A 12,967-nucleotide genomic window follows, 5' to 3' on the forward strand; every position below is an offset into this window, starting at 1 on the left:
ACAGTAATAATATTGGTAATAAATATATTAGCATTAAAGAAATAATCACCTTTTAAAACAATTTTGCGAGGTGAATGATTATGGATCAGGATACAAACAATTTCAAGCTGAACTTTAAGTTTATATTAATTTGGATAATTTTATTTGTTGGAGGATTTATATATCTTATAACAGGTATAGCACATGAAGCCTTGTGGTATGATGAATCCTACTCGGCAGCAATAATAACTCATTCTATTCAGGATATTTGGAAGATAGCAGGCAGTGATAGCCACCCACCCTTATATTTCATCGTGCTCAAAGCAATAAGCAATATTTTCGGAAGGACTGAGTTCGGCCTCAGGATATTCTCAATTTTTGGTGTACTGGCACTTTCCGCTTTGGGAGTCGGACCTGTAAGAAGAATTTTCGGTAAAGGTACCGGTCTCATATATTCTTTTATTATTTTAATTTTACCTGTAAGCCTTTTTATGGGACAAGAGGCACGCATGTATACCTGGGCAGCCTTTTGTGTAACAGGTTGTGTCCTATATGGATATCTGGCAGTAAGCTTAAAGAAAAAATTCGATTGGGTGATGTTTGGAACATATACAGTTCTAGCTGCTTATACTCATTACTATGCACTCTTAGCAGCCATAATAACAAATATATTAATATTCTTATGGACATTTTTTAAAGACAGACAACAACTAAAAAAGCATGTCATAACTTCATGTGTATCACTGGCTATCTACCTTCCATGGGTGTTTATGCTTACAGGTCAGATTTCGAGGGTATCGAAAGACTTCTGGATTCCCCCTGTAACCGGCACTACTATATTTAACACTTTTCTCTATCCATTTACCTTGAAGTTTCCACCTCTACCTCCATTACTTTACTATGCTATACCGGCATTTACAATAACAACATTTTTAGTTGTGAAGGGGTTTATATCTATAGTTAAAAGCCGTTTCAGCACAGGAAATGCTGCTGCTTTTGCACTAAGTATTTATTTACTCACTTTATTGGCAGGAATAATTTTCTCTCTGCTCATAAGACCTGTATTCATTGAACGGTATAGCGTACCTGTTATTGGATTACTTATATTATCTGCAGCTTTTGGAATTTCCCAGTTTAAGAGTTCGGGAAGGATGATCCTGGCATGCCTGCTGCTCCTTTTTTCTGTATCGCCCTTTATCTCACATATAAACCAGTACAGGATTAATGGGCCTTTAGCAGAAATCAAATCTTATATGAAAGATAATATTAAACAGGATGACATATTTATACATACTGATGAGCATACCAATGGATTATTTACATATTATTTTCCCGGTCACAAACAGTTTTTATACCAAGAGCCAGGTTATACACCATACAGCGGTATGGAAGCCTTTTCACCTGACGGCTCAACCGACAGAGACCTTACAGGATTCATGAGGGGGCACAAAAGTATATGGCTGGTTACGCGTATTGGTTCACCTGGACTAAGTGCTGTAAATGATCTTTTAAGTTCGGGTAAGTTAAATGTAGTTGGAAAAGTCGAAAGGTTTTTTATTACCTCATCACAGTATGCATTTACTTTAAGAAGGGTTGAACCTGGAGAAAACAAGGCTAAAGCATCGGTTTACACGGGAACGCTAAAAGTTATGCACAAGCAAAAGCCGGAGTCGTCATAGATAATCTACCTTATGGAAATTATGCAGTCGGAGTATTACATGATCAGGATGAAAACGGTAACCTGAGCTTAAAGAACGGTTATCCAACAGAAGGATACGGTATGACCAATACCATTAACGGTATAAAACTGTGGGCTACCTTTGAAGCTTGCATGTTTGAGATGGACACAAATGAAAAGAGTGTTGAAGCTGAGATGTATTATCCTCGGATGTAACAACTAGATGTATAAAATCCCTTGGGATTTTGTAACCTTGATTGTTGTCGTGAGTTTCCTGAACATAAAGAAAAACTTGAGAGAAGCAGCAAAACATAGCCTCTCTCAAGTTTTTTTAGTCATGTTGAAAATATAACTTCCCCTATGGTTCTACTTTCGTGTTCACTTAACCACTTAACTTGTGAACACACACTCAAAAGGGGAAGTAATATTTCAATCATGCCTTAATTAATACGGCTTCCCCATGCTGCCACATTGCCGTTCTTAGTCAATGCACTAAATGTTATAACAAACTTTTTAAGGCCGTTATCCCACTGTTTAAGAACAACCCCTGTATAATTAGTCCCGCTTATTGTCAGCCTTATGCCATTATCTCCATTATGCTGCCATTTTCCACTTACACTGCCAGAAATGGTACCATCCTTATTGAGTGATATTTTTACAGAATTTTTAATAGCTGCATTTATGTCTTTGCCGTGATTTACATAAGCATAGTCACCGCAGACATCTTCTAGAGAATACTTTCCAATTGTCTCCCCACCATAGCGGTGTGGTGCGACTACAGGCCATCCATCTTCATTAATGAACATTTGATGTACTCTTACCTGATGTGCCTCTCCCTGCCCTGGAAAACGGGTATGGAATATCAAATAATATTTCTTTGTATCTGCATCGTAATAAGCTGAGTTATGGCCTGGCGAAACATAACCTGTGCCGCTCTCAACAAAGCGGAAATTACCCATAAGTTTGGTGCCATAAGGCTCAATGGCCTTATCATCAAAAATAGTACCTGCTGGGCCGCGACAGTCAATCATATTATTACCTGCAGCATCCACAAAGGGACCATCAGGATTCTTAGATCTTGCAACTCTTATGTTATACCCCCCTGAAGCATCAAGTCCTCCAAAACTGAGGAACATATAATAATAGCCTGAATCGGGACTGTAGAGCATAAAGGGGCCTTCAATACGGCTGTGATTTGCCCCTAAAAGTTTCTTACCATAGCCTTGGCCAGGCAAGGGTTTCCCTGTTGTAGAATCCATTTTTAAAATATATATACCTCCTGAATAAGAGCCGTATACCATCCACAGATTACCGTTATTATCAAAAAACGTGTCCGGGTCAACAACATTAGGGTGCTTTGTAGCATTATAATTTGTACCATCCGAACTAACTCCTGACATTCCCGATTTCAATATTATACCCAAATCCTTGTATGGACCTGTCACACTGCTCGACACTGCTACGCCAAGAGTAGATAACGGTGAATCACCTTTACACAGACAGTAATACATATAATACTTTTCATCCTTAAGCTGAATTATGTCTCCCGCCCACATTGTAGTAGTTTGTGCATAGTCAAAGGATTCTTTCAATTCTATGTATACATTTGGTATCAAAGGATTTGTATTGCTGACGCTGGAAGAAATCTGCTGCCACCCAATTAAATCATTGGTTTTGGCAGAAGCAAGGTGCGATCCAATAATATAATAAGTCCCGTTAGTCTTCATTATTGAAGGGTCATGTACCGATACATCCTTAAATACAGGTATTGGAGGTTGAGTTGGTGTAGCATTAGGTGACGGTACTTTTGTAGAAGTAGGAGTAGGCACCATACTTGGAGTATTTGTTGCAACAGATATTATCTTATTAAACTTCAAAGCTATCAGTATGACATCGCTCATATTTATGGCTCCATCATTGTTCAAGTCACATTTTATATCATAGTTTGTTCCTGACGCAGTGGAATTGAAATGGTATGCAATCAAAATGATATCAGCCATGTTAATTACTTTATCTCCATTAATATCTTCCGTATCCAATCCTGTAAACGCTGTAGATGCTGATACTGATATGCTTCCAATAACTATCATTGAAATAAAGGCTAAAATTAGTAGAAGTGCTTGTCCCCAAAGAATAAACTTTTTTGTCATTATACCAACTCCTAAACAAATTTTTATTATAAACTACCTTAATACTTAATATAATACGTATAACGAATTTATTATATGGGGTTCATTCATAATTAACAATTAAATTTCCCAAAAGCTACGAAAAACCAGCTGTATAGTTTGATTACAGCCGGTTTTCCGTATTGAAGTCATTATAAAATCCATTTTACTTTAGTTTAAAAACATATAGGCCCATTGATCAGTTAATTATTTAATAATACCTTAATTATAATCTGCTGTTGTTTTACCGAAATGCTTTGCAATGATAACAATATCAGACATATTAATACTGTTATCCATATTCAAATCACAGGAGCTATTGTATTTTGAATCGGACTTTGTAGCATTAAAGCACTTCCCTATTTCAATGACATCTTTCATATTAATCGCACCATCCTGAATGCCATCCACAGGAATATCCCCGGCCCACATTAAAATAGGTGATTCAAGTGTAGAAATCTGTGTTATACCACCTTTAGCCAAAACATTAACTTCTCTAGCCAAATATCCTGTCTTTGTTATACTCAATGTACAACTGGTAACACTATTGGGTATGCCAATTATTTCAAAATAACCTTTGTCTTTTGTCTGAGAATACTTCTGAATACCTTTAGCCTCAACCAAAAAATTGGTTTGTGATTCACTGTTGGGCATATCAGATGCTATATAACCCGCTATGGTATAACCAGTTACCATAGTAGGCTTTGCAGTTGGAGTTGGAGCAGTGGTTGTAGGTGGTGCTGATGTTATTGGCCCTCCAAAGTATTTAGTAACAGCTGCCATTGCACCTACGAAACCTGCGTTATAGTCTATAGCCACCTCTGTGTATTGAAATTGGTTAACATCATCAATATATTTGTCCGTCATATCCGGTCCCCCAACTAATGCACCTGTAAGCAAATGCTTTGCAGGATTTGAGTTTTCGCCGCCTGCATACGTATAACCGTTGGCAGCTCTGTGGTGAGGATGGGTAGGGTATTTAGAGCCAAACCCGATGACATAGGACATCTTTGCTGGATTGTCACCAAGTATATAATCAATTTGTGATTTGGCAAGTGTTTTAAGAGATTCATCCTTTGATTGTTTATAATAGAGCATTGCTAAGAGTGAAGCAGCTGAAGCATATCTTAAAGCACCCCAGTTATCAAGGTATTTCATACCTCCCGGTGATGTTTTGATACCTGTCTTCCAGTAATTCAAATTGTATTCCACAGCATCCTTATAGGTTTTGTTTCCTGTTAGCTCTGATAATTTTGCATAAACTGCAAGATACATATCATCCCAGCACATTGTCCATTTATGCTGAAGCGGATCTTCCTGCTTTTTATTTCTGTTTTTTATAAAGGTTTCAGAATCCTGAAGGTATTTTTCATCCTTTGTAATCTGGTAAAGCCATGCTGCAGCATATGCCAGATCATCATAGTAGCTGTTTGACTGATAAAATGACTGTCCACTGCCATATCCAGGTTTGGATGTTCCCATAACATAAAGCTCTTTTGCCGCCTTCAGGCATTTGTCTGCGTATGAAGAATCGATACTCTGATAGTTGAGGTACATTATTGTAAGTGCAGCTGAAGTCATCCCAAGTACATCGGAGGCCGGATGACTGGCATTTGCAACATAATATGTAGGTCTGTCATATGTTTGCTTTTCAGGAGCATCCCAGTACTTATGGTCCTCTTCCCCTTCTCCGCACTGATAATAAAATGTAGTAGCATCAGGATGGCTTTTTAAGAAATAATCAGTAAAATATTTTAGAGTAGAAAGCATTTTTTTGGTATTGCCTGTAGAGTCGAATACATCTCTGTATTCATAAAGTGACCAACCAAGAATCGCAGCCGCATACCCTTGCGGCAATCCAAACTTAACATGGTCTCCTGCATCATGGAATCCACCTGTCAGGTCCACACCTACATCCTTACCGTCCTCTATGTGGCAGGCACCTCTCCATTCACTGAAAAAATTGTCAACTCCCACATCCTTACCGCACTTATTTGCATCAAAGAATAAAATAGAGTCCTTAAATGCAGTAGCATAATCAAAGCTGCCTGCTGCAAATGATGCAGATGGAACAAAAAAGCTTGTCAGTATGGATACCATCAGTAAATAACTCAAAATTTTTCTCATGTTTATTAATCCCCCTTGCGTATATAAATTTTATAATAATCCTACATTTGGTGAAGCAAATTACAAATAGTTCAATGGAATTTGCAACAGACAAATGTAATAGATTTATCAATTTTATAAAGATGAAATTAGTTTAAAATTGTTTAATCTTTTAACTTAAATAGGTTTTATGGAGTATAAATTTCGATAATGTATATCAAAAATTCTGCATAGATAATTATAATATATGATATAAGGTATTCGTTAACATTTCCTACTATAGATTATATCATACAAATCCTGCCTATTAAATCAAAGTATAATAAAAGGTTTTATATATTATGAATAATTTCTGAATTAACATAATAGATTTAAAGTGAATAATATTTTCGCTTTGTATATAACTACTTTTACAGTTCGGTATATATGTCTGCAAGGAGATAATTATGGTTAAAAGGATCACAACAGCTTCATTTATATGTGTAGTATTGGGGATAGCATCAATATTTATAGCCTCATACTTTGAACTGATTATAGGTACCAAAGGTCAGACCAGTTCAGACTTTTTAATCAGCTCAATGCTGAACAGCTTCAGGGGAATAGGCTTTGCACTCATAACAACCACCCTCATTAATATTTTTAAGCTGAGATTCGAATCAACAGAAAATTTAGTAAAATTCGGATATCTTGATCGTTTGACCCGTGAAGAAATTCTGGAAATAAAGGAGAAGCTTGATAGAAAGCTTTATTTTAGGGACAATCAGCATGAAAAGGATAATGTTTTTAATTTTTTTGTAAAGGGAGTTTCATCTTTACTTAATGAGTGTTATTACAAGAAATATGAGGCACGAATAGAATGTCTAATAAATGGAAACCATATTAAAAAAATAATACATAAGAGAATGGTAATTATTAATCCATCGAAAAGACTCACTTTTGAAAAGATATTATTTCAGGCATCAATGCAAAAAGTGGATGGAATTGATAATAATTCTCTTTATAAAGTAAGCAGATTTATGGTTAACAGAAGGGATAGAACGAAATACATACAGAAGAAAATAAAGCCCAATGATAATTCCGATAAGTCTACCGATGAGTATTGTATAGTAATAAATACCGTTTGCAGAATTGCTGTTAAATACTGCTGCGTTATAGATATGACGATCGAAACGATAGTTCCTAAAAATGATTTGTACTTTACAAATTACGTGACTAAACCATGTAAAGAGTACAACATAATATTCATAATGGAGGATAAGTCGTACAAATTATCAGGCTTTAGTTTCGGATATATGGAAAATCAGAAGTTCAACCTGGTTCAAAGAAAACTTGGCAATGGAATGGAATTGGGCTATTCTGATTGGATTTTACCAGGCGATGGAGTTGTATTCGCACTAAACCCAAAGTAAGAATACTTTTATTAAAAAGTGAAATCATAATTATATTGCTTTAAGACATACACTAAAGAAAATGAATCCATATATAATACTAAAGAAGGAGTGATAACAATGTACGACGAAAAAACCGTTAATAAATTTGATGAGAAGACTGTGAATACTTATGAGTAGTATAACATTGAGAAATTATAGCTTTGGGACAAGCTAACAGTTTAGCCCGTATGAAAAGTGTTATTAAAGTTAGTAGCTTTTCATCTATATAAAATCAATATTAATCTTAAATTTCAGCAGCCGCACCGTGATTCGAAGCGGTTATTTTTTTCCATAACCACAGTTCTAAATAAAAATCAACTGATTCTTATTTAATATATTATAAGCCCAATTAGTGACAAGGGTTACAAATTTTATTATTTTATTCTGTTAACCATACTAGCTACTCCAGTTGCAACACTCTTTCTTGCATCGTCAAGCCCTTCACAGAAATCTGTTATCACTGGAGCCTTCTTATCTACATAGTCCCATGCTGTAGATTGTTAATAAAGCCGGAGACATCACTGTATCCGGCTTTATTGGTACGAAACTCAGAAACTATAGCTAGATTACTAGATTTCAATGTTTTTGATTTTATTCTTCATCTGTCCAAATAAGACTTTTATCAAGCAACTCAAAATCTAGATGCCTTTTTGTTAGAATGTTACATTCTTCAGGCGTTATTAATACATAATAACCACTCTTTGCGTATTGGTAATACTTTAAATCTAAACTAATAATTTTTTCTATTTCTGATATCCATTCTTTTTTAAACCATTTTTCAAACCTATTTTTCCAGTTTAGAAGGTGTTCTCTTGCACTTACCAAATCCATTTGCCACGACTTTCCATCATCAACATAAAAATTACTATGAGATGCAAATTCTAAGATTTGTCTAAATAAAGCACCTTCAAATGATGGAGCATAAAAGGAACCTTCATCGTCGTCATGTGGGCAAAATACAACTGGCATATATGGTTTATAATCTAAATACCATGCCCATAAATCGCCTCCACCTGTAAAGGCAAATGGAACAATAGCACGACTTTCATAATCATATCCATAATTTTTAATTTTATCATATGAAAGCCATTCCATATTATATAACCATACATAGTTTTTTGTGTGTATGTTACCCATATCACTGCTATCAAAGCCACTAAAAAATCCACTCTCATTCATTTCAAGATAAGCACTTGGAAAATTAAAATCATCCCTTAAGCTCATAACTTCCTCCTGATTAAGGTAATGTCTTTGCAAAGGATCTTGCCATAAATACTGGATCTCTCCGGTCAGATGATTTAGTGGTTACAAATATTACCTTTCCGCCTGTTCCAAATACAATTTTTGAAGTCCACAAACATGTTTAAAAACTCAGATATTGATTGTATTATTTAATGCATTATTCAAAATCAATTTCTATATTTCCACTTTTATTTTTCATTAATGTCATTGTACGACCCCCAATGTTCAATTCATAATCACATATACTTTCATATATCCATCCAATAAATCCCTTTTCATACTCAATGTAATCTTCTGGTATACTACCACCAATTCTAGATGTTAAATAGTCGTCAATTTCATCATCATAATTTAGGATATCAGGTTCTTCTCCTATTTCATAATATATTATACGTTCTTCCAGCCTGCTTATTTCTTTACCTTCATTATTATTTATTTCTGCTCCAACAGGCACTTCAACAATTTCATAGTCTCCATGCTCATTAACATTTGCATATATGTGCCAACAAAGAATATTGTTATCGATAAAATCCGGAAACTTTTCTTGGTCGCAGTATATTTGCATAATAAATCCTTTTTCATTTCCTGATGGATATTTAGGAAAAGATAATGGTTTATGTGTTGGTAAGCCACCAATTTTATCAATATTCACTTTCTTTTTATCCTCAGGTATAGGTTTTCTAGTCTTCATATAGAATACCTTTTTCATATTTGCACCTCCTTAAAATGTAAGTTTTTACATAATGCTATGAGAGAATTCACCTCATAGCATTATGTAAAGTTTAATCAACTATTACTATTGTCAAAAAAACTCATCAATAGTTTTAAAACCATTTTTTGTACTTACCCCTGGAACCAGGGTATGAATTTTACCTGGTTGAATTAGTCCTTGCCTTTTTTTCCATAGTGCTCCTACCATTTGATTAGCCCATCCATCACGTAATCCTATAAATTTATTTATATATCCACCTGCGACAGAATCAAGAGCATGAGCAGCATCAAGTCTATCTCCTTTTTTTCCTCCAAGGAATTTATTTGCTTTTCTACGAGCTTTATCAACTAATTTTTCCATTGTAGCTTTAGGTGCACTGCGATAATTTAATAAATTTAGTTTTAGTGCATCCGTTTCAAATAAAGACATACGATTTAATTCTAAATTTTGCTCTGCAAGGTGTTCAGCAAATTTTTTCATTTTGTCACGACCAGCTGCTAATGCTGCATCCGCGTCTACCCCAAAGTGAATAGGTACTGTATCTGCTAAAGCTGTACTATTAGCACCAACTCCCGCATTATTGAAGTCAGCAACTATATATTATTCCTGCTTGCTTTTAACTCCCTCAAAAAACAAACAGTACATAAACCCTATCAATTAAGGCTATTTTTTAATATTTTACCATATCATTTTTACAATTGAAATACTCTTTATTCCTGTATTTCCTTTATTCCTGTACCTTCTCAATCGGCTTGTATTCCGTCTTTGTTCGCATCATTCCATAAATAATTCTAACAGCCCTGCGAGATACGCAAACGAGGGCTTGGGGCTTCGTTTTACCTTCTTTAATTTTACCTTCAAAATATTCTCTAAAAACTGGATGCCTTGGCTTTCCTGATGGTGATATTTGCACCAACTGAATAGCTAAAAAGTGAAATATAGCATTTAAAACCCTGTTTCCCTGCCTGCTCCTTTGATCTTTGCCCTTTCCTGCCGAACTGAAATTTACAGGACACACACCACAAAACTGAGCCAATTTATCAGAATTCGGAAACCTTTGAACATTGCCGATTTCGGAAATAATGTTAGAAGCAGTAATTAAATTGATACCGGGCATTGTTTGCAATTTATAGCCTGTCAAATCAACAAGCCTTTCCAATTCGTTGTCAATGTCCTCATTTTCCTGCTTTTTGAACCGTATTTCCCTTACAAGGCTTTTAATAATCAAGTCTCTTTCATATTGAAAATCCTTTTCCTTTGGGCTGTTCTGCTCCGATAATGACAATATCATTTCTGCTTGTTCCTGCTTCATTCCTTTATGTATTGTCCTCAATTCCTCTAAAAGTACCTCTGGTGTAACACCCTTTAAAGCTGCTAGGGTTTGCGGTCTTGAGGTTCGGGAATATCCTGCTAAGTGGCAGAAGTACGGCAAGGCAGCAGGCCCGATTAGAAATAACGAGATGTTGAAACGAGAGAACCCCCAGTTTTTACTGGCATTTACAAAGGATATTGAGTCGAGCCGGGGAACATTGAGAGGTGGGGTAAAAAACCACTTTCTTTTAAAACCGATCGAGGACCACAATTTAAAAAGACCTTCAACAAATCTTACTCCATGTGAGGTTTACTGGAGTGGAAAATCTCCACCTGACAATTTACCCTATAAAATTTTATCTGTTAAAGATTATTTTCCTAATTTGTAAGCGTCAAATACAAGCAGACATATAGGCATCTCAATTAAATAATATCAATATCTTTTCCTACCAAGCCATTCATCCAGAGCCTTAGATATTTCAACCCTAAACTCTTCATCTGGTAGACCAAGATCAGTTCCACGCTCATATGTCTGATCTATTGTATGGGCAAACCAGTCTGCAAATCTGGCGTCCTCAAGCTCCATATGAGGAAAATGCTCTATCACATAAGCAGAATAATCCAAATCAAAAAAATAACGGTCTATTTCACCATTTACAAAATCAGAGATGAAATCAATCATAAATGATGTGTGCTTTTTGTAGTTCATTTGTCTTCCTCCCAGGCATATTTTTCAGGTGCTGTTCCTTTTGGCTTTGGTACAAACACATTGGATGGTATTTTATCGCTGTCAGGCAATAAATCTTCAATTTTTGTTACATATCCCGATTTTCCAAGGTTAGGGGCGTTTGTAAGAATCCACGATAAATATTCAAATGGATTTAAGCCGTTTTCGATTGCTGTCACGATCAGGCTATAATAAATTGCACTTGCCTTCGCACCGTTAGGTGTATTGGAAAAAAGCCAATTTTTTCGCCCGATAACAAAAGGTTTTATACTACGTTCTGCACGGTTGTTTGAAATTTCCAACCTGCCATCAAGCAGATACCTTTCAAGATACTTTCGTTGGCTCTTTGCATAATATGCCGCTTTTCCAAGTAGTGTATTTGGTAATGCATTCAATTGTTCCATCCAGTTAAAAAATTCGTTTATCAGAGGTTTAGACTGCCTTTCACGCTCTTTATGCCTGTTTTCTGGGGACAACGAAGCAAATTGCTTCTCGAGATGAAACAGCTTGTCACAATATTCTACTCCTTTGGCTGCATTTGAACCAGGCTGTTTGTCCTTTGGCAAGATTTTCAACGCATCAAAAAGCTTCCTCCGCAGATGAGCCAGGCAGCCAACTACCATAATGTTTCCCGGTAATTTATGATACCCTTCGTATCCATCTGCGTGGATATAGCCAGAAAAATCTTTTAAAAATTTTTCTGGATGTATATGCTTCCTGTCTGGTTGGTATTCATAAAGCACAATCTGGTGCTTTGCCTCTCCACTGGTTCGGAACAGCCACATGTAACTCTTTGAGTGTGGCGTTTTCCCCGGTTCTTTTAGCACCTGTAGAGCACTCTCATCTGCATGAAGCACATCATGTTTGCACAATCTATGTTTCATTGCCAGATATATCGGCTCCAACCAGTCCTCAGAAGCCTTGATGAGCCAATTAGACATAGTTTGGCGTGAGAGCATGATTCCATTTTGCTTCCACTCCTGCTCTTGTCGGTATAATGGTGATGCCATCATGAATTTCTGTGATGCAATATGGGCAATTGTATCTGGCGAAGCAAATCCGCCTTTTATGACAGGCTCAGGCATATCCGCCTTAACAATCGGTACATGATCAGAGGTACTTTCACACTTCCGACATGAATAAACGTATCGTACATGGCGTATAATTACTGCTTTGGCAGGAATAATCTTTATTTCTTCACGTGTTTCTTTTCCCATTTCATGCAATTCACTGCTGCATTCCGGACAGAAACGCTCTGTTTTCGGCAATTCGTGTTCAATTATCTCTATAGGTAAATCATCAGGAAGTTTATCAGTTATTAAGCGGCTTTTTTTGCGGTGATAAGCCTTCACCTCAGTAAAACCAGGTTGTGGTATAGTCAAAACCCCAGTCGTTTCCGCTTCGTTGAAAAGACAAATCTGGTCTACAGAGTTATGTTCGCTGGATGCACAATATTTCTTATGCTTTGAAAGACGAAACTGCTCCATCAGCCACTGGTTTTGCTGCTTTAGTTGCTCGTTCTCTTTCTTTAATTCTTTTATTATTTTGATGAAATTTTCTGCTGGATTTTCTTTTGTTTTCATAAGATAATTATACCATAAAACCTGCATAATT

10 protein-coding genes and 1 pseudogene are annotated in these 12,967 nt (G+C 36.0%); 3 read left to right on the forward strand and 8 right to left on the reverse strand.

The annotated features are described in order from the left end of the window. Positions 1-80 precede the first annotated feature (80 nt). Positions 81-1,658: a glycosyltransferase family 39 protein gene (locus Bccel_RS13550; protein ID WP_050753442.1), complete on the forward strand. Its 1,578-nt coding sequence runs from the start codon at positions 81-83 to the stop codon at positions 1,656-1,658. Further along, positions 1,655-1,873 carry a DUF2141 domain-containing protein gene (locus Bccel_RS28900; RefSeq protein WP_242853176.1) on the forward strand — a complete coding sequence of 73 codons (219 nt, stop codon included), beginning with the start codon at positions 1,655-1,657 and terminating at the stop codon, positions 1,871-1,873. Before Bccel_RS13550 ends, Bccel_RS28900 begins: the two co-directional genes overlap by 4 nt. 224 nt (positions 1,874-2,097) lie before the next feature. On the opposite strand, the gene Bccel_RS13555 is transcribed toward Bccel_RS28900, so the two are convergent. Continuing rightward, positions 2,098-3,807 carry an arabinan endo-1,5-alpha-L-arabinosidase AbnB gene (locus Bccel_RS13555; protein WP_081927132.1) on the reverse strand — a complete coding sequence of 570 codons (1,710 nt, stop codon included), beginning with the start codon at positions 3,805-3,807 and terminating at the stop codon, positions 2,098-2,100. A gap of 240 nt (positions 3,808-4,047) precedes the next feature. Continuing rightward, positions 4,048-5,952: a glycoside hydrolase family 9 protein gene (locus Bccel_RS13560; protein ID WP_050753443.1), complete on the reverse strand. Its 1,905-nt coding sequence runs from the start codon at positions 5,950-5,952 to the stop codon at positions 4,048-4,050. 425 nt (positions 5,953-6,377) lie between these two features. On the opposite strand from Bccel_RS13560, the gene Bccel_RS13565 reads away from it, so the two are divergent. Further along, complete coding sequence (locus Bccel_RS13565) at positions 6,378-7,340, forward strand: hypothetical protein (protein ID WP_036944600.1); 963 nt, start codon at positions 6,378-6,380, stop codon at positions 7,338-7,340. A gap of 612 nt (positions 7,341-7,952) precedes the next feature. Here the strand turns inward: Bccel_RS13565 and Bccel_RS13570 are convergent. The 6 genes and pseudogenes from Bccel_RS13570 to tnpC all read right to left on the reverse strand — a co-directional run bounded on the left by Bccel_RS13570 (position 7,953) and on the right by tnpC (position 12,963). Continuing rightward, positions 7,953-8,585: an SMI1/KNR4 family protein gene (locus tag Bccel_RS13570; protein ID WP_036944601.1), complete on the reverse strand. Its 633-nt coding sequence runs from the start codon at positions 8,583-8,585 to the stop codon at positions 7,953-7,955. Positions 8,586-8,760: 175 nt separating this feature from the next. Beyond that, the gene (locus Bccel_RS13575; protein ID WP_036944602.1) at positions 8,761-9,312 is read right to left on the reverse strand and encodes a hypothetical protein; all 552 of its coding nucleotides are present in this window, start codon (positions 9,310-9,312) and stop codon (positions 8,761-8,763) included. A gap of 93 nt (positions 9,313-9,405) precedes the next feature. Further along, positions 9,406-9,795 (reverse strand): hypothetical protein, encoded by a 390-nt coding sequence (locus Bccel_RS13580; RefSeq protein ID WP_036944603.1) that lies wholly within the window; start codon positions 9,793-9,795, stop codon positions 9,406-9,408. A gap of 247 nt (positions 9,796-10,042) precedes the next feature. Then, a pseudogene (locus tag Bccel_RS13585) lies at positions 10,043-10,672 on the reverse strand (IS110 family transposase); the annotation flags it as partial. Positions 10,673-11,059: 387 nt separating this feature from the next. Continuing rightward, entirely contained in the window at positions 11,060-11,335 is a 276-nt protein-coding gene (locus Bccel_RS13590) for a hypothetical protein (protein WP_036944604.1), read from the reverse strand. Then, a complete protein-coding gene (gene tnpC, locus Bccel_RS13595) occupies positions 11,332-12,963 on the reverse strand; it encodes an IS66 family transposase (RefSeq protein WP_476748360.1) in 1,632 nt (543 codons plus the stop codon). The genes Bccel_RS13590 and tnpC overlap by 4 nt, the downstream gene beginning before the upstream one ends. Positions 12,964-12,967 lie beyond the last annotated feature (4 nt).

Source organism: Pseudobacteroides cellulosolvens ATCC 35603 = DSM 2933 (assembly GCF_001262605.1).
Classification (GTDB): Bacteria; Bacillota; Clostridia; order Acetivibrionales; family DSM-2933; genus Pseudobacteroides; species Pseudobacteroides cellulosolvens.